Raw genomic sequence first — 24,468 nt, forward strand, 5'->3', positions numbered from 1 at the left:
ATCATCTTGACTCCAACCTTGCCCGGCGTCTAAGTTGACGGGAAAGCGTTTACTTAGTGACATGGCCCACTTGGGTCGACCCCAACTGGCTGGCATTAGCGGTCGTTCTGAGCGTCCAGAACACCACTACTGGCAGTTACTTGGGCCTGTTCTGCAACGATGGAGAAAGGGGGAGCGCCATGGCCTCTGGTGGATTTGGCTTCCGTGCCTACACGCTCTTCGACACACTCGTCTGGATAGCTTGCCTGAACGTGTTGTGGATTGCCTTCACTGTCCTCGGCGGAGTTGTCCTGGGAATAGGGCCCAGTACCGCAGCGGCCCACGTCCTGGTCCGCGACAAGGTGCGGGGAAATGCCACGCCGTTGATGCGGCGCTTTGCAAAGGAGTACTTCAAGAACTTCGGCAAGGGCAATGCTTTGGGTTTGCCCATAATCGCCGTGGGTGTCGCCCTGAGCCTGAACTGGGGCTACTTCTCTGCAGGGTGGGACTTTGGCTCGCAGATCGCTTCCGCCGGAATCCTGATGGCGGCCCTCTTTGTAGCCGGCGCGGTCTGCTACCTGTTCCCGATGTTCGCCCGCTATGACATTCCCCTTGCCCAGTACTTCCTGATGTCCTCACGCTTTGCGATGCGGCATCTGGCGGGAACTGTGATTCTCCTGTTCGTCACGGCGGCCGCCCTGTTCGTGTGCCGGTCGGTTCCGGGGCTGATTCCGTTCTTCGGAATTGGTGCGTGGCTTTATGTCACGGGGTGGCTTTGCGACCGCTTCTTTACAGCCAACGATGAGGCGATGTCAGCTACCGTCGGCGATGCGGCCGCCAACGCAGTGCCCGCCAGCGGCGTCGGCCCTGTTTCCACCACCAACCCCAGTACGGAGGCCAGCCTTGTCTGAGCTCAACCGCGCCCGCCCCGCTTTGAGCGGGCCGCCGGTCCTTCACCGCTCCCTCGATGTTCAAGGAGGCAGTGAACTCGTCCCCAACGCTTCTGGCGCGAGTACTAATGAAACGTATCAAGATGCAAGTGGCCAGCACATATGGAGCCTCAAAAGGTTCCCAGGTGTGCCGTCAAAGCAAGAGTCGAAAGACACCAACCCCGATGAAGTGGAGCAGGTAAGAAAATGATCCGTAGAAAACACACGCTGGCAGCCGCCGTCGTCGTTTCCGCAGCCCTGGCGCTGACCGCCTGTGGTGGCGAAGCGCCGGCGTCGGACCTTTCCTCCGTCAAGATCATGGCGCCGTTCCTGGAGGCACAGCCGCCAACAGCCGATGGCGCCGTACAGAAGAAGCTCGAGGAACTCACGGGCAAGGACGTCAACATCACGTGGACGCCCAACGCGTCCTACGAAGACAAGATGAACATCACCTTGGCATCTTCGGAGATCCCGCATGTCCTGGTGGTCCAGGGCAAAACGCCCGGCTTCGTGAAGAACGCCGAAGCCGGCGCCTTCTGGGACCTCACGGACAAGCTCAACGACTACCCGAACCTGAAGACCACCTTCCCGGAGGTCCAGCAGAACGCCAGCGTCAACGGCAAGGTCTACGGTGTTTACCGCGGCCGCAACCCGATCCGTGCAGCGGTCATGTTCCGCCAGGATTGGCTGGACAAGCTGGGCCTGAAGGCGCCCGAAACCACCGAAGACCTCTACAAAGTTGCCAAGGCGTTCACCGAACAGGACCCGGACGGCAACGGCCAGAACGACACCTACGGCATCACCATCCCCAAATGGGGCGCGCTGGGAACCAACAGCCCGTATGACCTGATCGAGACCTGGTACGGCGCCGGCAACCGCTGGACCGAGCGCGACGGCAAGCTGGTCCCCAGCTTCGAAACCGACGAATTCCTCGAAGCCAACCGTTTCATCAAGAAGATGGTGGATGAGAAACTCATCAACCCCGACTTCGCCACGTTCGACGGCACCAAGTGGAACGAACCGTTCTTCAACGGCAAGGGTGGCATCATCGTGGACGTCGACTCCCGCGTCAGCGTGCTGATCAACCTCTTCAAGCAGGCCAACCCGAACGACTTCGAGAACAAAGTGGGCTTCGTAGGCAGCCTCAAGGGACCGGACGGCGAACTCCACGCACACCCCACCGACGGGTACTCCGGCTTCCTGGCCATCCCCAAGTCCAGCGTCAAGACCGAGGCTGACCTGAAGAACGTCCTGACCTTCCTGGACAAGTTGAACAGCAAGGAAGTTGCTGTCCTCATGAACAACGGCATCGAGGGCGTGAACTTCACCGTGGAGGAAGGTCTCGCTGCAACCATCAAGCCCGAAACCCCCGAGGGCAAGATGGTCAACACCGACATCAAGAGCTTCGCCCAGCTTGGCACCAACGTCACGGGCAACAACTTCTACCCGGTCAAGCAGGCCTCCGAGTACGAGCAAAAGGTCTTCGATGACCGCGTCTCCGTCATGGCCGAGGACCTCAAGAGCGCCGTGTACAACCCGGCAGCTGCCTTCGTCTCGCCCACCTACGTCGCCAAGGGCGCGCAGCTGGACAACATCGTGGCCGACGCCCGCATCAAGTACCTCGCAGGGCAGACCGACGAGCAGGGCCTGAAGGACGCCATCAAGCTGTGGAACACCAGCGGCGGTGACAAGGTCAAGGAAGAAATCAATAAGCTCTGGCAGGAAAACAAGAAGTGACAGCCCCGGTTGTAGAAGCCAAAGCCTCGGAGCGGGCGGCCACCAAGCCGCCCGCCCCGGCGCGGCGGCGCGGCTTCGCCGTCCACTTCGCGCACTACAAGTGGCTGTATCTGCTGTTGCTGCCCGGAGTCCTGTACTTCGCCATCTTCCGGTACGGGCCCATGTACGGCGTGTCCATTGCCTTCAAGGACTACGTTCCGTTCCTGGGCGTCAATGGCAGCCCCTGGGTGGGTGTCACCAACTTCACGGACTTCTTTGCGAACCCGGACTTCCCGCGGCTGTTGGGCAACACGCTGATCCTGGCGTTCCTGAACCTGGGCATCGCGTTCCCGCTGACCATCATCCTGGCGTTGCTCCTCAACGAGGTCCGTCTTTCGGTGCTCAAACGCACCGTTCAGACGCTCGTGTACATTCCGCACTTCCTGTCCTGGACCATTGTGGCGTCCCTGAGCTTCCTGCTCTTCGCCCTGGACATCGGACCGTTGTTCCAGTTCGTCAACGGCCTGTTCGGGACCAACGTGGACATCCTGTCCGATCCCAACTGGTTCCGGCCCCTGATCGTTCTCCAGGAAATCTGGAAGAACACCGGCTGGGGCACCATCATCTTCCTCGCCGCGCTGGCCACAGTGGACCAGGACCAGTACGAGGCAGCAATTATCGACGGCGCCGGAAGGTTCCGTCGCGTCTGGCACATCACCTTGCCGGGCATCCGCTCCACCATCATCGTGATGCTCATCCTGGCCATCGGGCAGATGCTCAACACCGGCTTCGAGCAGATCTACCTCATGACCAACGCACTCAACCGCAGCGTGGCCGACGTCTTCGACACCTACGTGTACTTCGTGGGCATCACCCAAGGCGCCTACAGCTACAGCACCGCCGTCGGGCTCTTCAAGTCCCTCGTGGGAATCGTGCTGATCTTCGGCACCAACTGGCTGTCCAAGCGGTTCAACCAGAGCGGACTGTTCTAATGAAGATTCACAACACCCGCGGCGGACGGGTTTTTGATGCCGCAAACTATGTCTTCCTGAGCTTGGTGGGCATCATCACCCTGCTGCCGTTCATCTACGTGATTGCAGGGTCTTTCGCCAATGAGGCCGAGATCACCCGGCGGGCGTTCTTTGTCTGGCCCGAGCAATTCACGCTGGGCGCCTACGAGTACATCTTTTCCACACCCGCCTTTACCCGGGCCCTCATTACCACCGTGCTGGTGACGCTGGTGGGCACCCTGGTGCAGCTGGTGCTCACCGTGACCATGGCGTACCCGTTGGCGAAGAAGAACCTGCGGGGCCGGAAGCTGATCATGTCCCTGGTGGTCTTCGCCATGGTGTTCTCCGGCGGCATGATTCCCACGTTCCTGCTGGTCAAGGACCTGGGCCTGCTCAACAGCTATTGGGCGCTCATCCTGCCTGCGGCCATCAACCCGTTCAGCCTGATCATCATCAAGAACTTCTTCCAGGAACTCCCTCAGGAGCTGGAAGAGTCCGCCAAGATGGACGGTGCCACGGAAATCGGAATCCTCTGGCGGATTCTGTTGCCGTTGTCCAAGCCGGTGCTGGCCACGTTCGCGCTGTTCTACGCTGTGGGGATCTGGAACGACTTCATGTCGCCCCTGCTCTACCTGAGCGATAACAACATGTGGACCCTGCAGATGTACCTGCGCCAGGTCACGGCCGCCTCGGACCTCCTGGGTACCGGCAACGTGGATCCCTCCTATATCCCGCCGGAGCAGGGCATCAAATTCGCCGTGATTGTGGTGGCCACGCTGCCCATCCTGATCTTCTACCCCTTCCTGCAGAAGCACTTTGCCAAGGGCATGCTGATCGGTTCCGTCAAGGGCTAGGCGCCGCTTCCTGCGGCCGCGGCATACCGCCGCGCCGCCGCTGCATCATCTGAAAGGACACCCATGAAAATCCTCCTCGCGGGCGACTCCACTGTTGCCGCCTGCCCCAGTTTCGAGTACCCCATGAGTGGCTGGGGCGCCCATCTTGCGCCCGAGACGTACTGGTGGGCTGCCGTCCACAACTACGCCAAGGGCGGCGCCACCACGGAGTCGTTCCGCGAGGAAGGTCTTTGGTACCAGCTCATTAACCAGACCGTTCAGGGCGACCTGGTCCTCATCCAGTTCGGGCACAACGACCAGAAACGTGAACACCTGGCCGCGCGCACGGGCTACACCGAGAACCTCAAGCGCATGGCGGCCGAGGTCCGCAGCAAGGGCGGCATCCCCATCCTGTGCACCTCGGTGGAGCGCCGGCACTTTGCGGACGGGCAGCTTGAGGTCACTCTGGGGGACTACCCTGTGGTGGTCCGGGAGCTTGGCTTGGAGCTCGGCCTGGAGGTCGTTGACCTCAACCAGTGGACGCGTTCCCTCTACCAGGAGCTGGGGGAGGAGGGTTCCAAGGAGCTCTTCTTCCACTTCGCTCCGGGTGAGCATGCACACTGGGCCGGCGGCCTTGAGGACAATACCCATTTCCACGAGAAAGGTGCCCGGCGGATCGCGGCGTTCGTGGCGGAGCACCTGGAATCCATCGGCTACGGATTGCCCGCGACCCTCAGAACGGGGGCGCGTGCGTGATGCACTCCAACCCGCTGCGGGGTCCTGCGGATGTGGCTGATTGGGTGGCGGAGGGGCCGGTTCAGTTCGGAACGCATGAGGTGGAAACGGACGACGACGGCGGACTGGGCTCCGGCGGCGACGCCACCAGCGCCCTGGTCCTGTCGGGCTCCCTTGATGCGGAGGAGCACGGCGACCACGCACATTGGACACTTTGGTGCCCGGAGGAACTGCCCGATCACGTCAGGATCACCTGGGAGTTCCTCCCCTTGGAGGAGCCCGGCCTGGCCATGGTGTTCTTCGCAGCCGCCGGCCACAGTGGAGCGGACCTGTTCTCTTCCACTGTGGCTCCCCGCACCGGCTTCTATCCGCAATACCATTCGGGAGACATGGACGCCCTCCATGTCTCCTATTTCCGGCACAAGCACGCTTCCGAGCGCGCGTTCCGAACCTGCAATCTCCGTAAGAGCGCGGGCTTCGAGCTCGTGGCGCAGGGAGCCGACCCGCTTCCGCCCGCCGGGGATGCCGATGGGTTTTATCGCATGGAAGTGATCAAGGACGGCCCCCGGGTTGCCTTTTCGATCAACGAGCTGTTGCTTTTTGAATGGACCGATCCCGCGGCCGCACCCCTCCGGGGCGGGTACTTCGGAATTCGCCAGATGGCTCCCCTGAAAGCCGCCTACCGGAACCTCTGCATCAGCCAGTTGTAGCCCCTTACGCCCTGTGACGGGGCACACGAAACTATGACGTAGGATGTCCACATGCCCCTCTTTGACCTTCCCCTTGAGCAGCTCCGTGACTACACCTCAAGCGTGGTCCCGCCGGCAGATCTCGATGCCTTCTGGGACCGCACCATCACCGAGGCCAGGACCTTGCCACTTGATGCTGTGTTCGAGCCCGTGGACAACTACCTCTCAGTGATCGACACCTTCGATGTCTCCTTTGCCGGCTTCGGGGGAGACCGCATCAAGGGCTGGCTGCACCTGCCGGCACACCGCCAGCCGGGCCAGCAACTTCCCGTGGTGGTGGAGTACATCGGCTACTCCGGTGGCCGCGGATTGGTCAACCAGAACACCCGGTGGGCCCAGGCCGGCTACGCGCACTTCATCATGGACACCCGCGGGCAGGGCTACGGCGGCGTCTCGGGCGACACCCCGGATCCGCACCCGTCTGCCGGCGGAAACAACTACGCCGGGCTCATGACCCGGGGTTCCGAGCACCAGGACAACTACTACTTCCGACGCGTGTACGTGGACGCGTTCCGTGCCGTAGAAGCGGCGCAGAGCCATCCCGCCGTCGACCCCTCCAAGGTAGTCCTGGCAGGCGTCAGCCAAGGTGGCGGCATTACTGTTGCGGCCGCTGGGCTGACGGCTGGAAGGCTCGACGGCGTCATCGCCGCGCTGCCCGACGTCCCGTTCCTGCAGGACTTCCCCCGCGCCATTGACATCACCCCGCGCGGGCCCTACCCGGAAATCGCCGGCTTCCTGGGCCGGCACCGCGAAAAGTATGAGCCAACGCTGGCCGTCCTGAACTACTTTGACGGCGTACACCTGGGCCGTGCCGCCACCGTTCCTGCACTGTTCTCCGCTGCGCAGATGGACGACATCTGCCCTCCGTCCACTGTGTTCGCGAGCTACAACAGCTACGGCACCGGCTCCTCGGGCGCGCCGGGCGGTGCACCCGAAAAGGACATCGAGGTCTACCGCTTCAACAACCATGAGGGCGGCCAGGAACACCACTGGATCAAGCAGTTGCAGTTCCTGCGCAAACATTTGTCATGATGGCGGACGCGATTTGCCCGGTGTGAAGAACCGCGGTTATGGTGTGGCTATGACAAACCGTTGGTATGCGTATTTTTCGTTGGCTCTGGAGGGGCCCGCGTCTAACTGACACGCATCCAACTTTCCTTCAGAGCCAACAGGGCAGAGATCATTCTCTGCCCTTCGCCATATCCGGCGGGTTCTGAAAAGGGGCCCGCTCCGCATCCCGGAACAGGACCCAGACATGACCAGCATCGCCGCAGAACCCACCGAATCGCTCGACTCCCCTGAAACGGGAGCCGCTGACGCCGCGCATCCGTCCACCTCCAACCTTCGGGTGGCACGCTTCGAGCCGCTTCCGGCGCCCCAGGACCTCATCGCCGAGTTGCCGCTGGATGCCCGCTCAGCTGCCGTCGTCGACCGCGGCCGTGACCAGGTCCGGGCCATCATGGACGGCGTGGACGACCGCCTCCTGGTCATCGTTGGCCCGTGCTCCATCCACGATCCCAAGGCCGGTCTCGAATACGCCCGCCGTTTGGTGAGCCAGGCGGAGAAGCACAAGGAAGACCTGCTGATCGTCATGCGGACCTACTTCGAGAAGCCCCGCACCACCGTCGGCTGGAAGGGCCTCATCAACGATCCCCACCTGGACGGCAGCCACGACATCGCCGCCGGCCTTCGCGCGGCCCGTGGGTTCCTGAAGCAGGTCACGGCCCTTGGGCTGCCCACGGCCACCGAGTTCCTAGAGCCGATCAGCCCGCAATACATGGCTGACCTCGTTTCGTGGGGCGCGATCGGTGCCCGCACCACCGAAAGCCAGATCCACCGCCAGCTCGCCTCCGGGCTGTCCATGCCTATCGGCTTCAAGAACGGCACCGATGGCGACCTGCAGGTGGCGATTGACGCTTGCGGCGCCTCTGCCGCCGAGCAGGCCTTCCTGGGAATCGACGACGACGGCCGCGCGGCTCTCGTAGCCACCTCAGGCAACCCGGACACGCACGTGATCCTGCGCGGCGGACGCAAGGGACCCAACTACTCCCAGGACGATGTCGCGGCTGCTTCCTCCAAGCTCGCTGCCAAGGGCCTGAACCCGCGCCTGATCGTGGACGCCAGCCACGCCAACAGCGGCAAGAGCCATCACCGCCAGGCTGAGGTTGCCCTGGAAATCGGTGCGCAGCTCGAAGCAGGGGAGACCTCGCCGATCGCCGGCGTCATGCTGGAGAGCTTCCTGGTGGGCGGAGCCCAGAACCTGGACACCGCCAAGCAGCTTGCGGGGGAGCAGGAACTCGTTTACGGCCAAAGCGTCACCGATGCCTGCATGGAATGGGACGTCACAGCCTCGGTGCTGGAGCAGCTCGCAGCCTCGGCCCGGAAGCGTCGCGCGGTGGTTGCGGAGTAGATCCGTTTCGTGGCTTCGCTGCGCAGCATGCCGTGCGTTCGGCAATGCCCGCAGCGAGCCCCCGTTAGGGGTCCTGCCCGGCCGGGGAGTGGCATCCCACTTACGGGAAAAGCTTTCACATTGGCCCCATCAGCCTCTAGAGTATCTAGCACATGGTTGTTTGATGGCTCAGCATCGGCACACCGTTCTACTGGGGGTGTCCTAACCGGCTGAGAGCAAAGGAATATGGGAAATGTCCGCAGAGACTAACTTCTCGAATGCGCGTTTCATGACGGTGGCCGAAGTGGCCGACGTCCTGCGTGTTTCCAAAATGACCGTGTATCGCCTGGTCCACTCAGGGGAAATGCCCGCCGTGAGGTTCGGGCGCTCCTTCCGGGTTCCTGAAGAGGCCGTTGCCCAGTACCTCAAGGGTGCCGTGGTGGACGGACAATCCGAGACCGCCTGAGGCTGCCGGGGTCCGTCCCGCGGACCGTGGTCACAGGGTGCCCCTTTGAAGCGGTACTCTGTTAAGGAACGTTTTACGTCAATGTAAGAATCTGTCAGTTGTACTTGTCTGCTTCCGCGGATCTGTTCCAACAGACAGGAACTTCTAGTTTGTAAGGAACTTTCGTGGGTTCAGTTATTAAGAAGCGCCGCAAGCGTATGGCCAAGAAGAAGCACCGCAAGCTGCTTCGTAAGACTCGCCACCAGCGCCGCAATAAGAAGTAGAGATACTTCATCAAGCGTGAATGCCCGTTGCCTCTCGAGGTGGCGGGCATTTTTGCACCCCAGCCCTCTCTCACATCCCTCGGGTTGGGTGGGGTTGCTCTCTCACATCCCTCGGGTTGGGTGGGGTTGCTCTCTCACATCCCTCGGGTTGGGTGGGGTTGCTCTCTCAGGTCCCTCGGGTTGGGTGGGGTTGCTCTCTCAGGTCCCTGGGGTTGGGTGGGGTTGCTCTCTCACATCCCTCGGGAGAAACCCGAAGTTACCGAGGGATCCCGCCATGCTGATCGGAGAGCGCTCTTGATCTTCTGAGTGGCTGACGAAAAGTTGTCCGCCAAGTCATCCTTTCCGAATTTCAGGACCATCCAACCTGCTGTTTCGAACGCCTTGTCGCGTCGCCGATCGCTAAATATCTGGTCCCGTCCAAGGTGATGACCGCCGTCGTACTGTATTGCAACCCGCCGATCACGGAAGCCCAAGTCCGCAGAAGGCGAAAAGGGATCGTTTGGCCGGAGGTGCACCTGGAGTTCCGGCTCGGGGATGCCGGCGTCCAACATTGCCAAGCGGAGCAGTGACTCTGGCGCAGAGTCGGAGCCAACACGCATGAGCTCTAATGCTTCGCGTGCCCTGACGACGCCCTGCAGATTCCTGTGCCTGCCCACCAGTTCGCGAAGTGCCTCAAGTGTGGTGAAAGGTGTGTCGCGTTCTTCGAAGTCCGGCCTGGGTCTGCGAATGAGTTCGTCACCCATAGATACGAGGTCGCCGAGCGGAAGGCGTCTTGCGAGATCCAACCAGGTACGCGACCGAGTGCTGATCCGGATGCCTTGAACATTTTCGATCTCGTCGGTGGAGGCCACTACCGTGTGTCCGATCACGCCTTTGCGGCGGACTGACGGGAGAATCCTCGGCTTGCTGAGATGCAATTCATTGGAATCAGACAGCCACGGTGGAAGGCACAAACCATGTAGCCTCGCAGCCGTTACATGGGATATCCAAGCCCCTGGACTTGCGGCCGACAGCGACCTTGCAGCCGCCGACAGCTCGAAATCCCAATCCGACGGACGGTAGAGGCCGCGGCTGACTCCATCTATTCCGATGCGATTCCAGAGGTGCGATTGCTTCAGGCCTGCAGCCTCGGCCTCGTCAAGGGTGAACGGTGCGCTGATCAGTGCGGGCGGAAGGGGCGTGGCATTCGGCATACTTGGCATTCTTGCCCAGAAACGCTTGAGTCATCGTAAGTTATCCACAGGCTCGTTGAGGCAGTCGAGGGATGTGAGAGAAGGTTCGGTTCAAGCCCGAGGGATGTGAGAGATGGTTCCGTTTACGTCCGAGGGATGTGAGAGAGGGTCAGATGCGGGGGCCGCGGAACCTTGAGAAACCCCGCCACAGGCCGTAGACCGCTCCGCCAACCGTGGCGGCTTTGAGCCCGAGCGTTGCTGCGCGGCGACCGGAACGGAAGTCGTACACGGGCCAGTTGTTCTCGCGGGCGTGACGGCGCAACTTGGCGTCCGGATTGATCACCACGGGATGGCCCACCATGGTGAGCAAAGGTATGTCGTTGGCGGAATCGCTGTACGCCCAGCAATGATCCAGATCCAGGCCCTCGCGATCGGCGACGAGCTGGACCGCGACGGCTTTCGCCGGTCCGTGCAGGATGTCGCCCACGAGTTTCCCTGTGTACATGCCATCTTCCACTTCACCGACCGTGCCAAGGGCGCCGGTCAGCCCGAGTCGTGTGGAAATGACCGTCGCCACCTCGATGGGTGTAGCCGTGACGAGCCAGACCTTGCGGCCAACCCTGAGGTGCTGTTCCGCGAGTGCCTTGGTCCCCGGCCAGATCCGCGACTCGATCATTTCGTCGTAGACCTCTTCGCCCAGGGCTTTGATGTCGTCCACAGTGATGCCGGCAGCGAGGGTAAGCGCCGAGTCGCGGACCGAGTGGACGTCTTCCATGTTCTCGCCGCGCATGACGAATTTGAACTGCTTCCAGGCGAATCCGGCCGCTTGCGACAACGTGAAAGCTTTGCGTTCGTACATCTTGCGGGCTACGTGGAAGAGACTTGCACCCTTCATCAAGGTGTTGTCGACGTCGAAGAAGGCTGCTTCGCCCGTGCGCTTCTGCACGTTGTCCTTCTGCACAGTGGGCTTCTGCACCAAGGCATCTGCGACCACGGCGGCGTTCTTCTCCTCGGGCATGCCTTGAGTCTAGTCAATCGCCGCGGTCCGCGTTCGAGGGCGCACGGTGTCGTGACGGTGCAGCGTGGGATGTGAGAGAGGGTCGGGCCGGTGGGGCGTGGGATGTGAGAGATGGTCGGGCCGGGTGGGCGTGGGATGTGAGAGGGGGTCGGGCCGGTGGGCGTGGGATGTGAGAGATCGTGGGGCCGGTACCTTTGAGGCATGGCTATTCCCGACGTCGTTCTCCTCACCAAAGCTGACTGCCACCTCTGCACCGAGGCGCGTGCCGCCGTCGAGCGTGTCACAAAAAGTCTTGGCGTGCAGTGGACGGAGCAACGGATCGACGACGATCCCCAACTGCAGGACCGTTTCGCGGAAGAGATTCCCGTGGTGCTGGTGGACGGCGTCCAGCGTGACTTTTGGAAGATTGACGAGGAACGGCTCACCCGCACCCTGAAGAAGGTCCTGGAAGGCTGAGGGGTTACCCGTTGGTAATGGCTTTTGTTGAGTCCGGCCGGGGGTCATAGAGTGGAACAACAAAGCGACGCAATGGAGAATACCGTGACTGCGCTGGAACCGTCCCCGGAGGCTGCAACCGGGGACAACGAACCTGCCGCCAAGCAGATCCCGCCCGCGGCTGTGGCCCGGATGACGCTCTATTTGCGCGCGCTCAACTCCCTGTTGGCCGAAGGCGTGGAGCGGGTCTCCTCCGAAGCGTTGGCCGAAGCTTCAGGCGTCAGCTCGTCCACCCTCCGTAAGGACCTTTCCTACGTGGGCTCGTATGGGACGCGCGGTGTCGGCTATGAAGTCCAGTATTTGAGCCGCCACATTGCTGCTGCCCTGGGCCTGACGCATGACTGGAAAGTCGCCATTGTGGGTGCCGGTAACCTCGGCAAGGCACTGGCCCGGTACGGCGGCTTTGAGTCCCGTGGCTTCGACGTCGTAGCCATTTTCGACGCCGACCCCATGGTGATCGGCAACGAAGTGGGCTGGCTGCGCGTCAGCGACTCCGCGGAGCTCGAGCGGGTCCTGGAACGCACCCACACCAACATGGTGGTGCTGGCGCTGCCTGCCACGGTAGCCCAGGCTGTGTGCGACCGCGTGATTGCCGCCGGGATCCGGAGCATCCTCAGCTTTGCGCCGGTGCTGTTGCAGGTCCCTCCGCATGTGAACCTCCGCAAGGTGGACATGGCCACTGAACTCCAGATTCTGGCGTATCACGCACAACGGGCGCAGACACCGGGCCAGGCTGTTTAGCCTTCGCCGGGTCCGCGCCCGCGCTTGCAGCGTCTGAAACTCTGCGTGTTTAGCGGCCGTACGGGTTCTGGTACGGGGTGCCGAAAGGCTGCGCCTTGCGGAAGTACGGGGCCGACGCCGGCAGGTACAGCATGACGATCGCCGCGACTCCCAGCAGGATCACGATGAGCTGCAGGATGCCGTAGGTGGCACCGAACTGGAACAGGCTGGTGAGGCCGAGGACGGAGATGGCGGCGAACACGGTACCCAGGATCCGTGCCCAGTTCTTGCCCTTGCGGACCGGGAAAGCTACCAGGGCGTAGAGGCCGAGGGCCACAACCGCGCCGATGACGGCGCTGATGCCGATCACACCGCGCATGCCTTCCATGGACCCTTCGGGGAGGTCTGTGCCCTGCTGGCTTGCCTGCTGGTTCATGGCGTTGATGAACGCGTCAGCACCGGTGGTGGCCAACAGAAGTGAGCTGATGGCGGAAAGAACGCCGGCTGCAACGATCATCCAGAAGGCGTAGTTGACCATGGGCGGCACAGCGGTGGGACCGGGCTGCTGGCTGGGCCAGTTGGTGTCTTGGCCGTACTGCGGCGCAGCGGGGCCCTGCTGGCCGTACTGCGGTGCAGCGGGGTTCTGCTGGCCGTACTGCGGTGCAGCGGGGTTCTGCTGGCCGTACTGCGGTGCAGCGGGGTTCTGCTGGCCGTACTGCGGCGCGGCGGGCTGACCGTACTGCGGCGCGGCGGGACTCTGCTGGCCATACTGCGGCGCGGCGGGAGCTGCGGGCTGGGTGCCCGGCTGCTCGGGCTGGTTGGCATCGCCCGGGTTTGACGGCGGGTAGGGAGGGTTGCTCATGGCATTCCTTTGCTTGTTCGACTGCGGGTGCGGCCGCCGGGATCAGCAAAATGACCCTGCCCCCAGCGTGGTTCTGCTTCCACCGTACCTCCCGGGTCTGACGCTGCAGATGATCCCACGCAGGTATTTCCGGCTCGCAGCAAAAATCATCATGTTGGCTTACGCCTTCATGATGAAGGCCGCGGCAATCCCGGAGGATTTACCGCGGCCTTCAGCCTGCATTACCGCCGATAAGGCACGACGGCGGCCGTTGCGTCAGCGTTAAGCGTGACCCTTGACTGCCTTGAACCAGAGTTGTGAGTTCGGGAGCCACATCAGGACTACTGCTACAGCACTGACGAGGAAGCCGAACCAGTTGCTGCCGAGGCCCGTGCTGGAGCCGCCGGCACTGGCTGCACTGAAGATGGTGAGGAGCAAGGAGATACCGGCCACGATGGTGAGTGCGAGGCGGGCCCACTCTTTCCCTTCCTTCATCTTCATTGCCAGGACCACCTGTGCGGCTGCTACGGCCAGGGTGAGGATGAGGATGATCAGCAGGATTGCTGCAACGCCCGGGGCGAACGCGAAGAGGGCGATGATCGCGAAGAATCCGATCAGCCCGAACAACAGGCCCAGGAGTCCGGAGATCACCCAGATGAAGTAGGAAACCTTCAGCTCGGTGGGGAGGCCCTGGGTCTTGAACATCCCGGAGAATCCGCCCTGGGGCATGACGTCGTTGAAGTTCCGGGGCCCGTCGGTGGGCATTTCGAAGTGGAAACCAGGCTGTCCAGGGCCTGCCTGTGGCGGGCCGGGCTGTGCCGGGCCGGGCTGTGAATATTGGCCCGGTTGCGACGGCGGCTGGTAACCCTGGGGTGGCTGGTAGCCCTGCGGAGGCTGGTAACCCGCAGGAGGAACATTGCCGGGCTGCGGAGGCTGGGAGCCGGGCTGCTGTGGCTGTGGTGCTTCGTCTGGGGTACTCATGGCATCACTGTAGACCGCAGGTTGAAGGTTGCATAGGAACTTCGGAGCCAACTCGCAGGTAAATACAGGCTGTTTGCCGAACAATTGCGGGGTGACGTCCGGATATGCGAAACGGCGCCCCCACAGCGTGAACTGTGCAGGGCGCCGTTTGGCTTGCCTGGCTACGGATCCGCGTCTTGTTGGCCATCCTCTGCGAAGTGCGGTGTGGATGGCGAACAAGGGCGGGACCCGTGCGCCGGGGCCGGGGTGGAGGGACTATGCGGCGGCCGGTGCGATGAAGGCGAGTTCCAGGTTGATGACAACCTTGTCGCTGACCAGTACGCCACCGGCTTCGAGGACGGCGTTCCAGGTGAGGCCGAAGTCCTTGCGGCTGATGGTGGTTTCGCCGGAAACGCCGGCGCGGGTGTTGCCGAAGGGATCCACTGCGACGCCGTTGAATTCGGTCTCGATGGAAACTTCCTTGGTCACGCCCTTGATTGTGAGATCGCCCACGAGGTCGAAGCTGTTGCCGTTGGCCTTGACGTGCCGGGATACGAACGTGATTTCCGGGAACTTCTCCACGTCGAAGAAGTCTTCGCCCTTGACGTGGCCGTCGCGGTTGACGTCGCCGGAGTCGAAGCTGGCGGTCTGGATGGTGGCGGTGACCTTGGAGTCGGTCAGGGCTTCGCCAACCTCAAGGGTGGCCGAAGCGTCCTTGAACTGGCCGCGGACCTTGCTGATTCCTGCGTGGCGGACGGTGAAGCCGATCTCGCTGTGGGAAGCGTCGAGGGCCCAGGTGCCGGTGGTGACGGTAGCGGGGAGAGTCATCATGGTGTTGCTCCTATATCGATTGGTAGGTAGTGCGTGCTTGCTTGGTTGAGCCCATTGCTTGAAGCGTCAACCGAGCTTCGTGTCTAGTATAAACATGCATATGCATCTTTTATTCCAACCCCGGGGAACATTTCGGAAAAACTTTGAGTTCTACTAGCGGTAGAAGATTTCGGATCGCCCCGCTTCTTTGAGAAACTGGTAAACATGCCCCAAGCAACTGTCCACCTGCTTCGCCATGGCGAGGTCCATAATCCCGACGGCGTCCTGTACGGCCGCCTGCCGGAATTCCACCTCTCCGAGCGTGGCCGGGAGATGGCCCGTATGCTGGCCGACCACTTTGTGGCACGTGTCGGCCAGGGTGCCAAGATTGTCCACTTGGTCGCCTCACCGCTGACCCGCGCTCAGGAAACGGCCATGCCCACTGCAGAGGCCCTGAACCTGGAGATCACCACCGAGCCCCGCATCATCGAAGCTGAGAACCACTTTGAGGGGCTGCACCCCACCAAGAGTGAATTCCTGAAGCCCAAGCACTGGCTGTACTTCCGCAATCCGCTGCGTCCCTCCTGGGGCGAGCCGTACAAGGAGCAAGCCGCGCGGGTTCTGGCCGCCGTTGAAGACGCCCGGGCCAAGGCAGTTGAGTTGGGTGGCGACGGCGCCGAAGCCATCCTCGTGAGCCATCAGCTCCCCATCTGGTCAACCCGTTTGACGGCAGAGGGACGCCGGCTGGCACACGATCCCCGCAAGCGCGAATGCACGCTCACCTCCCTGACATCCCTGACCCTGGATGAGAACGGCAAGATCGTGCGCGTCGAGTACACCGAGCCTGCTGCCGTGCTGCTTCCCGGCGCGGCGAGCACCCCGGGGGCATAGAAGCATGGACAACAACCTCTCACGCCGCGGTGTGCTGTCTGCCGGTGGCGTCCTCCTCGCAGGGCTGACCATGGGCCTGTCCGCATGTGCCCAGGAAGATTCCCTGGCCAAGCAAGCCAAGGCAGGCGACAACAAGAACTACGTGGCCGGCGATGGTTCGGTAACCGAGTTCGCCAAGGCGGACCGTGCCGCGCCAGTGGCCCTCAAGGGCACCCTCTTTAATGGGGAGACGGTGAAGCCCGAGGACCTCAAGGGCAAAGTCACGGTGCTGAACTTCTGGTTTGCTGCCTGTGCTCCCTGCCGCATCGAGGCGCCCCAGCTTGAAGCCCTGCACCAGGACTTCAAGGATCAGGGCGTCCAGTTCTTCGGCGTCAACCTGCGCGACGAACAAGCTACCGCAGAGGCCTTCGACAAGACCTTCAACATCACCTACCCGAGCTTCAACGACAAGGACGGTGCTGTGCTCCTGTCCGTTTCCGGCATCGTGCCGCCGGGCGCAGTTCCCACCACCCTGGTCCTGGACAAGGATGGCAAGGTTGCCTCCCGCGTGCTCGGCGAGATTGAGAAGAGCACCTTGAAGGCCCTCATCACTTCTGCAGTGGCCGAGTAGCACCCATGAACAGTCCCTTCGCCGAGACGATCCTCAACGGATCGCTGCTGCTGGCTGTGCCGGTGGCCTTGCTGGCCGGGCTGGTCTCCTTCCTTTCGCCATGCGTGCTGCCACTGGTCCCCGGGTACCTTGGCTACGTCACGGGACTGACCGGCGTCGACCTCCAGAAGCAGCGGCGTGGCCGCATGCTTGCCGGCATCGGCCTGTTCGTCCTGGGCTTCTCGGTGATTTTTGTTCTCCTGGGCGGCGCCTTCGGGCAGTTGGGCACGTTGCTGACCGGCCCGCAGAACGCCTGGATTACGCAGTTGCTGGGCATCCTGGTGATCATCATGGGCGTGGTGTTCATGGGCGGCTTCGGGTGGTTGCAGCGCGACGCGAAGATCCATGCCAAGCCACCCGCCGGCCTCTGGGGCGCACCGCTCCTGGGACTGACCTTCGGCCTGGGCTGGGCGCCCTGTATTGGTCCGACGTACTCCGCGGTACAGTTGCTGAGCTTGTCCGGTGGTTCCTCGGCAGCCAAGGGCGCGCTCCTGGCGTTCGTCTACAGCCTTGGACTGGGTATCCCGTTCCTCCTGATTGCGCTGGCTGTCCGCCGGGGCATGGGAGTCATGTCCTTCTTCCGCAAGCACCGCCTGGCCATCCAGCGGATCGGCGGAGGCATCCTGATTTTGCTCGGCATCCTGATGGCCACCGGCGTGTGGGGAACCTGGGTGACCGAGTTGCAGTACTGGTTCCAAAACGATGTGAAGTTGCCAATCTGATGAGCGAGTCCGTGAAAGCCAAAAAGAAGTCACCAGCCGCTGAAAGCACCTCCGCAGAAGGCACATCAGGCGAAGGAAAACTCCAGCAGGCCAAGTCCGAGGCCGCACTTCCCGCCCTCGGTTTCAAGGGCATGCTCCGGTGGTCCTGGACCCAGCTGACCAGCATGCGCACGGCATTGTTCCTGCTGCTCCTGCTCGCCGTCGGAGCGGTGCCTGGCTCCCTTTTCCCGCAGCGGCCCGCGAACCCGTCGGTGGTCACGCAGTACATCAAGGACAATCCGTCCTACGGCGAGCTCCTCGACGCGTTGCAGCTGTACGACGTCTACTCGTCGGCCTGGTTCTCGGCCATTTACATCCTGCTCTTTATCTCCCTGATCGGCTGCGTCACGCCGCGCGCCATCGCCCATTACAAAGCCATGAAGTCCCAGCCGCCGCGCACCCCCAAGCGCCTTTCGCGCCTGCCGGAGTACGGCACCTTGGCGGTACCCGCCGACGCCGGGATCCCGGCGTCGAAGGCCATCAACGATGCCGCCGGGCTGCTGAAGAAGCGCGGCTACCGCGTGGAAGTCAGGGACGTCGACGGCGCCCTGCCGTCCTTGGGTGCCGAGCGCGGCTTCCTGAAGGAAGTGGGCAACCTGGTGTTCCACACCTCGCTGATCGGGGTTCTGGTGTCCGTGGCCATCGGCGGCTTGTACGGGTACAGCGGCCAGCGCATCCTGGTGGAAGGCGAGACGTTCGTCAACACCCTGGTGGGATACGACCAATTCACGCCGGGCACCAACTTCCAGAGCAGCGCGCTCCAGCCGTACTCGATGCAACTGGACAAGTTTGAGGCCAAGTTTGACCGCGAATCCCCGGGCAAGGCAGGCCAGCCCATCGACTACACGGCTGAAGTGACCACCAAGGAAACCCCGGATGCGCCGGGCAAGAAGGAAACCCTGAAGGTCAACGACCCCGTTTCCCTCGGAGGAACCAGCCTCTACCTGACCGGCAACGGCTACGCACCCCTGGTCACCGTCCGCGACGGCGAAGGCAATGTTTCCTTCCAAGGTCCCGTCACTGCCAAGGTCCAAGGCGACAACTACTACTCATCGGTGGTCATCAAGGTCCCTGATGCGAAGCCGGAACAACTCGGCTTTGTGGGCTTCTTCCTTCCCACGGCATTCGTTACCGAAGACGGCACCTCGTTCAGCGCTTCCCCGGAACTCTTCAACCCCCAGCTGAGCCTGAATTCCTTCTACGGCGACCTCGGCTTGGACAAAGGCGTGCCCCAGAACGTGTTCGAACTGGACGTCAAGGACCTGAAACCGCTCAATGCCCGCGACCTCGCGGCAGGCGGCATCACCTTGACTCCCGGGGCTACCGTGGACCTGCCCGATGGCAAGGGCAGCATCACGTTCGATGGCGTCAAGAAGTACATCGGCGTGGACATCCACCACAACCCCGGCCAGCTCTACGCATTGATCTTCGGCTTCCTCGCAGTCGGTGGCCTGGTCATGTCGCTCTACATCAACCGCCGCCGCGTCTGGGTCCGCACCGGCACCCACTCGGATGGACGCACCATGGTGGAATACGGACTGCTGGCCCGCGGCGAAGACCACCGCCTTGCCGGCGAAGCAGCAGCACTTCGCGAGATCTTTGCCCGGGAATGGAACATCCCACAGACGCAGGACACCGCTACAACAACAGCAGGATCTTCCTCAACCTCGAAGGACCAGTAATGCCCGTCATCAACGAAACCCTGGGCCAATACAGCGAGCTGTTCATGCTGTTGGCCGCCGGCACGTACACCGTGGCGTTCATCGCCTTTGCCTGGGACCTGGCCAAGAGCAGCAAGATGCTCCGCGCCGTGGACCTGAAGGCTGCGGCCAGCACCGCCGGCGAGAAGGTCACGGTTGCTGCAGGCCGCGTCGCGGGAGGCCTGGGAGGTCCCGACGCCGGTGGGCCGGCAGGCCGCGCCGAGCGTCCGACGTCGGGCCTCACCTATGAGGGCGGCACCGCCGCCGGCGACATGAAGTACGCCGGCGAACGCCGCGCACCTGCCCGCGTGGCCGTGGCCGTGACGGTGTTGGGTGTCCTCATCCACGGCGCGGGTGTTGTCACCCGTGCCTTCGGTGCAGGACGTGTGCCGTGGGGCAACATGTACGAGTTCCTCACCACCGGTGCCTTTGTGGCGGTTGCTGTGTTCCTGGTGGTCCTCATCCGCAGGGACCTACGGTTCCTTGGCACGTTCGTGATCGGCCTGGCCATCATCATGCTGGTTGCTGCTTCGGCTGCTTTCTGGACTCCCGTGGGTCACCTGGTTCCGGCCCTGCAGAGCTACTGGCTGATCATCCACGTCTCCATCGCAGTCCTGTCGTCGGCTCTGTTTACCCTGACGTTCGCTATGTCTGTGCTGCAGTTGCTGCAGTCATACCGCCAGAAGAACCTTGCTGCCGGCCGCAAAGACAACCTGGGCTTCATGCGCCTGGTTCCCAACGCGCTGAGCTTGGAAAACCTCTCTTACCGCATCAACGCCATCGCCTTCATTGGCTGGACGTTCACCCTCATGTTCGGTGCCATCTGGGCTGAAAAGGCCTGGGGCCGCTTCTGGGGCTGGGACCCCAAGGAAGTCTGGACCTTTGTGATCTGGGTGGTCTATGCGGGCTACCTGCACGCCCGGGCCACGCGTGGTTGGACCGGAACCCGCGCAGCCTGGTTGTCGATTGTTGGCTACGCCTGTGTGATCATCAACTTCACACTGGTGAACACGGTCTTCAACGGCCTGCATTCCTATTCCGGGCTCTAAATCGAATACTCAGCCGTCATCGGGGCCCGAGCCCCAATCCGGGCCTGAGCAGGGGCGTTGTTCCTGGGCTTGGGCCCGGGCCTCGGTAAACAACCAAACGGTGCACTAAACAAGCCTTTTTCCTGTCCAAGGCAGGTGCTACCTTGTTCAGAACCCGCTTGTGATGCAGCCCGCTAGCGACGCGCAGTGTTCTTTCGAGGTACCCATGAGCTATGTTCTCGCCATTGACGTCGGGACAAGTTTTACCGCAGCAGCCCTGGTTAAGCCCGACCAGAGTCCAACCCCTACACCGGAAATCCTCCCGTTGGGACTGCATGGCAGCGCCGTGCCCTCCGTGTTGTTCTACGCCGACGACGGCCGTGTGCTGGTAGGCGAAGCGGCCGAACGCCGGGGCCTGGACGATCCCCACCATATGGTGCGTGAATTCAAGCGCCGGATCGGGGATTCCGTTCCCCTCGCTGTTGGCGAGAGGTGGCTTGCTGCCGAGGACGTGTACGCCACCATGGCCGGTTGGGTAGTGGACAGGGCCCGCGAACGGGAGGGGACGGCGCCGTCGTCGATCATCATGACGCACCCCGCGGCCTGGGGCCAGCACCGGACGTCCTTGGTCCTCGCCGCGCTCAACGTGGCCGGCCTGCAGGACATCACCCTGATCAGCGAGCCGGAAGCAGCAGCCCTGCACTACGCCTCCCAAACGCGGGTGGAAGACGGCAGCATCATCGCTGTGTACGACCTCGGCGGCGGCACTTTCGACACCGCCATCCTCCGCAAAGCCGGAGCCGGAAACTTCGAGTTGCTGGGCCGCCCCGACGGTATTGAAACCCTGGGCGGCGCCGATTTCGACGCCGCTGTCCTGCGTCACGTGATGGGTCACGTCAGCGCTGCAACGGACATGGACCCGACGGCGCCGGAGACCTTGGCGGCCTTATCCCGGCTACGGCGGGAATGCCGCGAAGCCAAGGAAGCGCTGTCCATGGACAGCGAATCCAGCGTGGCCGTGTCACTGCCGGGCACGCAGCAGTCCGTGCGGCTGATCCGGGCCGAATTCGAAACGCTGATCGAGGAACCACTTCGGGAAACCGTGGAGGCGCTGGAGAGAAGCCTGCAGAGCCTCCACGTGGACGCGCATGAATTGAGCGCTGTGCTGCTCATTGGTGGGTCCTCGCGCATTCCACTCGTGGCCGAGATGATTTCGGTGGAACTTGGCCGGCCCATCGCCGTCGACGCCGATCCCAAGTCCTCTATCTGCCTGGGTGCAGCGGTGGCTGGTTTGCGCTCAAGGGGGGAAGGCGCCGTGGATGCGGCGACCGCGGCCACTCCAGGCGCAGCGGCCGCCGGGACGGTGGCAAGTGGTGCGCTGGGGCGTCCGCATGCCGCCACCCGGGCTCCGGCCCTGGGAGTCCTCACGTCAGCGTCCGCAAAGCCGGGCCGGCATGCTCCCCGGCCACGTGTCCGGATGGCGGCAGCCGCGGCTGTGGCCGCAGCCGCTTTGACCATCGCTACTGCTACGGCAGCACAGAGTCCCGAAGGCAGCGGACTGCTGGCAACCATGTTCGGCAACCAGGCTGCTGATGTCATGCGCGACGCCGGAGCCCAGGCTTCCGGGGGACAGGGGACTGGCGCTGGTGGCGGGAAGGCCGGAGAGACCCCGGCGGTCGGCAAGCCGGCGGGGGGACTCGAGGCCAGCGCCAGGGCTGGAGTCACCAAGGCAGGGAATGGAGCTGGGAAGAGCCCGGCCCGGACTGGAACCGCGAAGGCAGGCACTGGATCGGGTACCGCTGCGGGATCTGCCGCCGGACCGGCTGCCGGCACGACACCCGGTGGAACGGGCACCACTGCCGCTCCTGCTGCGCCGGGCACGGGAACACCCGCCGCGCCGGGCACTACCCCGGCGCCCACCACACCCACTCCAGCACCTACTGGCGGCGCAGCCAGCGGGCCTACCCCGCCCCCTACGACACCACCCACCACGCCACCACCGGCCACTGAACCCGCAACGCCGCCTACCACCCCGTCGGATCCGGTCAGCCCACCGCCGCCGTCACCGCCGCCGTCGCCCGAGCCAACAGAGCCCCAGCCTGAACCGACGGTCACGCAGGACCCGCCACCGCCGTCGCCGGAACCAACGCCGGAACCGGTAACTCCTCCTGCCACGGCCGATCCCTTACCCCTGCCCACGGAGACCGCGCCGGTTACGGACCCGGCGCTGCTTTCGGCGGTCTAGCCCATGACGGGACACGACCATCAGCCCGGGCGCACTCCGCCTGGGCCACACGATCGCCCGCTCATGGAATCTCTCCCCAGAGACGAGGCAGACCCGCCCAACATTCCGGAACTGACCGGCGATTCCGCGAAAGTCCGCGACCTGCTCCTCGCCCTGTCTGTGGGGTTCACGCTGCCGTCGCCCCTGCCGCGCGGCCTTGAAGGCCATGATGGGCTGGACGCAATCATCACGGCAGCCGTGGACGCGGGCCTGCTGCAGGCCGACGGGTCCGTGGTGGGGACCGTCCAGTATGCCCTGCTGAAAGGAACACCGACCTCCCGCATCCGCTCGCTGCAGAGGGAACTGGTGGACAAGGTCCTGGACGAAGGCCGTCCCCTGGGAGACCTGGCCCGCGACCTCGCCAGGAATGGGTTGCAGGATGCCCGCGTTGCCGCAGAACTCGAGGAAGCAGCAAACAGCGTCCTCGATAGAGATCCGCGGCTGGCCGTGGATCTCTATGCCGAAGCGCTTCTTGCCGGGAACAACGAGCTCCATAACGCCGCGAAACGTGCCCAGGCCTTGGCCGCCATCGGGGACCTCGACGCGGCGGGCAGGATCGTTGACAGGCTGCTCGCCCTGCCCGAACCTCCCGACCTTCGCCTGGGAGTGGACGTGGCAGCCGCGGTCTGGGCACAGCGGGGAATGTTGTCCCGAAGCGCCGATACGTACAGGTGGCTGGGGCCGGACAGGTTGGACGGGTCTGCGCCACTGGCCGCAGTGGCCATGATCGGCGCTGGAAATGCGGTGCAGGCGGAGGAGCTGCTGTCGGCCGCCGGAGCCTCCGGTTCGCCAACCTTGCTGGCGGTGTCTTTGACGCTCACCCAGGAGGGCCTGAGGCAGACCCTTGGCCCCAACCCCCAATTGGCCCTGCCGGAGCTCATCAGGGCCTCGGACATGATGAATGCCTCGGGCGCGGCCCTTCCCTTGCCGGAGACCCCGGCCACCTTGGCGGCGCTCTGTGCTCTCCACAGCGGGGAGCCTGCGGTAGCGGAAACAGTGCTTAGGGCCGCATTGGCCGCGGGCCAAGGCGGGGATGCCGCGCGTCCCAGGCTGTTCCTCCTGCAGGCATGGACCGCCATGCAGCAGGACAACGCTGACGAGGCACGGTTGGCCATCAACGAGGCCGTCAAGGCAAACCATTGGTCGCTGGCACCCCGGGATGAGCTCCTGCTGGCAGCACTGGAGGTGGGCCTTGCCAGGCGCGGCAGCGATGTCCACGGGCTGGTGCTGGCGTGGGACAGGGCCCGGGAAGCCATGATGCACGTTTCAGTGGATCTGTACAGCCTGCTGCCGTGGGGCGAGTTGATGATTGCCGCTGGACGGTTGCGGGAAACACGTCGCGTCTCGCACTATCTGGACGGTGCCTGGGAGCTGTTGGGGAGGCTGGGGAACCCGCCGCTCTGGTCGGTGCCGCTGCATTGGGCGGCAGTGCAGGCTGCGCTGCTGAGCGAGAGCCCCGCTGAGCTTGCGCCGCATGCTGCCGCGCTGGTGCGGGCATCCGAACACAGCCATCTGGCCTCCGTTTTCGCTGCCGGCGGGAAGGCTTGGGTTTCGGTCCTGGCCGGCCGGTTTGAAGCGTCCGACGTCGAAACGGCGGCCCGTGGGATGGCGGCCGTCGGCATGCCCTGGGAAGGAGCCAGGCTTGCCGGCCATGCCGCCGCGCATGCGGAGGAACGGCGTGACCTCGTGAGGCTGCTGGCCTGTGCCAGGGACATTCATCCCCAGGGCGCTCCGGCCGGGGCGGGCCACGACCGGGTGGAGGAGCCGCACCGCAGCGTTGCGGGCACCCTTGCTCCGGACGGTGCCAGCCCGGGTGCGGGTGATCAGTCGGGGCTAAGCGCCAGGGAGCGCGAAGTGGCCCGGCTACTCCTTGAGGGCAAGACCTACCGGGAGATCGGTGAGGCAATCTATATCTCGCCTCGCACTGCCGAACACCATGTGGCACGCATGCGCAGGCGCTTGGGGGCCGACAGCCGATCGGACCTCTTGGTCCGCCTGCGCCTGGCCTTGGGGGAGGGGTACCCGCCACCGTGAGCGGCAGCCCCCTCCACCCCCTAACGGAAAACCCCG

The 24,468-nt window shown here is 63.5% G+C and carries 24 protein-coding genes; 19 read left to right on the forward strand and 5 right to left on the reverse strand.

Annotated elements, in window-relative coordinates:
- Positions 1 to 179: 179 nt before the first annotated feature.
- The 10 genes from AB4Y77_RS10350 (at position 180) to AB4Y77_RS10395 (ending at position 9,069) form a co-directional block, all read left to right on the forward strand.
- Entirely contained in the window at positions 180 to 890 is a 711-nt protein-coding gene (locus tag AB4Y77_RS10350) for a YesL family protein (RefSeq protein WP_442013851.1), read from the forward strand.
- A 225-nt stretch (positions 891 to 1,115) separates the two neighbouring features.
- Positions 1,116 to 2,645 carry an extracellular solute-binding protein gene (locus AB4Y77_RS10355; RefSeq protein WP_311214016.1) on the forward strand — a complete coding sequence of 510 codons (1,530 nt, stop codon included), beginning with the start codon at positions 1,116 to 1,118 and terminating at the stop codon, positions 2,643 to 2,645.
- Positions 2,642 to 3,616 carry an ABC transporter permease gene (locus tag AB4Y77_RS10360; RefSeq protein ID WP_311214015.1) on the forward strand — a complete coding sequence of 325 codons (975 nt, stop codon included), beginning with the start codon at positions 2,642 to 2,644 and terminating at the stop codon, positions 3,614 to 3,616. The genes AB4Y77_RS10355 and AB4Y77_RS10360 overlap by 4 nt, the downstream gene beginning before the upstream one ends.
- Complete coding sequence (locus AB4Y77_RS10365; RefSeq protein ID WP_311214014.1) at positions 3,616 to 4,488, forward strand: carbohydrate ABC transporter permease; 873 nt, start codon at positions 3,616 to 3,618, stop codon at positions 4,486 to 4,488. The genes AB4Y77_RS10360 and AB4Y77_RS10365 overlap by 1 nt, the downstream gene beginning before the upstream one ends.
- 63 nt (positions 4,489 to 4,551) lie before the next feature.
- The gene (locus tag AB4Y77_RS10370; RefSeq protein WP_442013852.1) at positions 4,552 to 5,223 is read left to right on the forward strand and encodes a rhamnogalacturonan acetylesterase; all 672 of its coding nucleotides are present in this window, start codon (positions 4,552 to 4,554) and stop codon (positions 5,221 to 5,223) included.
- Entirely contained in the window at positions 5,223 to 5,912 is a 690-nt protein-coding gene (locus AB4Y77_RS10375; RefSeq protein WP_442013968.1) for a DUF1961 family protein, read from the forward strand. Before AB4Y77_RS10370 ends, AB4Y77_RS10375 begins: the two co-directional genes overlap by 1 nt.
- A 51-nt stretch (positions 5,913 to 5,963) precedes the next feature.
- Entirely contained in the window at positions 5,964 to 6,983 is a 1,020-nt protein-coding gene (locus tag AB4Y77_RS10380; protein WP_442013853.1) for an acetylxylan esterase, read from the forward strand.
- A 223-nt stretch (positions 6,984 to 7,206) separates the two neighbouring features.
- On the forward strand, positions 7,207 to 8,361 hold the full coding sequence (locus tag AB4Y77_RS10385) for a 3-deoxy-7-phosphoheptulonate synthase (protein ID WP_311214011.1): 1,155 nt from the start codon (positions 7,207 to 7,209) through the stop codon (positions 8,359 to 8,361).
- A gap of 232 nt (positions 8,362 to 8,593) precedes the next feature.
- On the forward strand, positions 8,594 to 8,806 hold the full coding sequence (locus AB4Y77_RS10390) for a helix-turn-helix domain-containing protein (RefSeq protein ID WP_017199160.1): 213 nt from the start codon (positions 8,594 to 8,596) through the stop codon (positions 8,804 to 8,806).
- Positions 8,807 to 8,970: 164 nt separating this feature from the next.
- Positions 8,971 to 9,069: a 30S ribosomal protein bS22 gene (locus tag AB4Y77_RS10395; RefSeq protein ID WP_003792170.1), complete on the forward strand. Its 99-nt coding sequence runs from the start codon at positions 8,971 to 8,973 to the stop codon at positions 9,067 to 9,069.
- Between the two features lie 230 nt (positions 9,070 to 9,299).
- On the opposite strand, the gene AB4Y77_RS10400 is transcribed toward AB4Y77_RS10395, so the two are convergent.
- Together AB4Y77_RS10400 and AB4Y77_RS10405 are read right to left on the reverse strand one after the other, a co-directional pair.
- Entirely contained in the window at positions 9,300 to 10,262 is a 963-nt protein-coding gene (locus AB4Y77_RS10400) for a DUF559 domain-containing protein (RefSeq protein WP_442013854.1), read from the reverse strand.
- Positions 10,263 to 10,410: 148 nt separating this feature from the next.
- On the reverse strand, positions 10,411 to 11,259 hold the full coding sequence (locus AB4Y77_RS10405) for an HAD family hydrolase (RefSeq protein ID WP_442013855.1): 849 nt from the start codon (positions 11,257 to 11,259) through the stop codon (positions 10,411 to 10,413).
- A gap of 201 nt (positions 11,260 to 11,460) precedes the next feature.
- Between AB4Y77_RS10405 and AB4Y77_RS10410 the strand changes: the two genes are divergently transcribed.
- Complete coding sequence (locus tag AB4Y77_RS10410; RefSeq protein WP_442013856.1) at positions 11,461 to 11,715, forward strand: glutaredoxin family protein; 255 nt, start codon at positions 11,461 to 11,463, stop codon at positions 11,713 to 11,715.
- Positions 11,716 to 11,787: 72 nt separating this feature from the next.
- Complete coding sequence (locus AB4Y77_RS10415; RefSeq protein WP_396136309.1) at positions 11,788 to 12,495, forward strand: redox-sensing transcriptional repressor Rex; 708 nt, start codon at positions 11,788 to 11,790, stop codon at positions 12,493 to 12,495.
- A 49-nt stretch (positions 12,496 to 12,544) separates the two neighbouring features.
- Here the strand turns inward: AB4Y77_RS10415 and AB4Y77_RS10420 are convergent, their stop codons facing one another.
- The 3 genes from AB4Y77_RS10420 to AB4Y77_RS10430 all read right to left on the reverse strand — a co-directional run bounded on the left by AB4Y77_RS10420 (position 12,545) and on the right by AB4Y77_RS10430 (position 15,103).
- A complete protein-coding gene (locus AB4Y77_RS10420) occupies positions 12,545 to 13,336 on the reverse strand; it encodes a hypothetical protein (protein ID WP_442013857.1) in 792 nt (263 codons plus the stop codon).
- A gap of 261 nt (positions 13,337 to 13,597) precedes the next feature.
- Positions 13,598 to 14,296: a hypothetical protein gene (locus tag AB4Y77_RS10425; RefSeq protein WP_442013858.1), complete on the reverse strand. Its 699-nt coding sequence runs from the start codon at positions 14,294 to 14,296 to the stop codon at positions 13,598 to 13,600.
- A 255-nt stretch (positions 14,297 to 14,551) separates the two neighbouring features.
- A complete protein-coding gene (locus AB4Y77_RS10430) occupies positions 14,552 to 15,103 on the reverse strand; it encodes a YceI family protein (RefSeq protein WP_311214086.1) in 552 nt (183 codons plus the stop codon).
- Positions 15,104 to 15,310: 207 nt separating this feature from the next.
- Here AB4Y77_RS10430 and AB4Y77_RS10435 point away from each other — a divergent pair, with 207 nt between their 5' ends.
- The 7 genes from AB4Y77_RS10435 (at position 15,311) to AB4Y77_RS10465 (ending at position 24,432) form a co-directional block, all read left to right on the forward strand.
- Complete coding sequence (locus AB4Y77_RS10435; RefSeq protein ID WP_311214004.1) at positions 15,311 to 15,976, forward strand: histidine phosphatase family protein; 666 nt, start codon at positions 15,311 to 15,313, stop codon at positions 15,974 to 15,976.
- Between the two features lie 4 nt (positions 15,977 to 15,980).
- Positions 15,981 to 16,586 (forward strand): TlpA family protein disulfide reductase, encoded by a 606-nt coding sequence (locus AB4Y77_RS10440; RefSeq protein WP_442013859.1) that lies wholly within the window; start codon positions 15,981 to 15,983, stop codon positions 16,584 to 16,586.
- A 5-nt stretch (positions 16,587 to 16,591) separates the two neighbouring features.
- On the forward strand, positions 16,592 to 17,347 hold the full coding sequence (locus AB4Y77_RS10445) for a cytochrome c biogenesis CcdA family protein (protein ID WP_014922639.1): 756 nt from the start codon (positions 16,592 to 16,594) through the stop codon (positions 17,345 to 17,347).
- A complete protein-coding gene (gene resB, locus AB4Y77_RS10450) occupies positions 17,347 to 19,068 on the forward strand; it encodes a cytochrome c biogenesis protein ResB (RefSeq protein ID WP_442013860.1) in 1,722 nt (573 codons plus the stop codon). The genes AB4Y77_RS10445 and resB overlap by 1 nt, the downstream gene beginning before the upstream one ends.
- Positions 19,068 to 20,135, forward strand: a complete 1,068-nt coding sequence (ccsB, locus tag AB4Y77_RS10455; RefSeq protein ID WP_442013861.1) for a c-type cytochrome biogenesis protein CcsB — start codon at positions 19,068 to 19,070, stop codon at positions 20,133 to 20,135. Before resB ends, ccsB begins: the two co-directional genes overlap by 1 nt.
- Positions 20,136 to 20,340: 205 nt before the next feature.
- Entirely contained in the window at positions 20,341 to 22,359 is a 2,019-nt protein-coding gene (locus tag AB4Y77_RS10460; protein WP_442013862.1) for an Hsp70 family protein, read from the forward strand.
- Positions 22,360 to 22,422: 63 nt separating this feature from the next.
- Positions 22,423 to 24,432, forward strand: a complete 2,010-nt coding sequence (locus AB4Y77_RS10465) for a LuxR C-terminal-related transcriptional regulator (protein ID WP_442013863.1) — start codon at positions 22,423 to 22,425, stop codon at positions 24,430 to 24,432.
- Positions 24,433 to 24,468 lie beyond the last annotated feature (36 nt).

The sequence above is a fragment of the Paenarthrobacter sp. YAF11_1 genome (assembly GCF_052113445.1).
Taxonomy (GTDB): domain Bacteria; phylum Actinomycetota; class Actinomycetes; order Actinomycetales; family Micrococcaceae; genus Arthrobacter.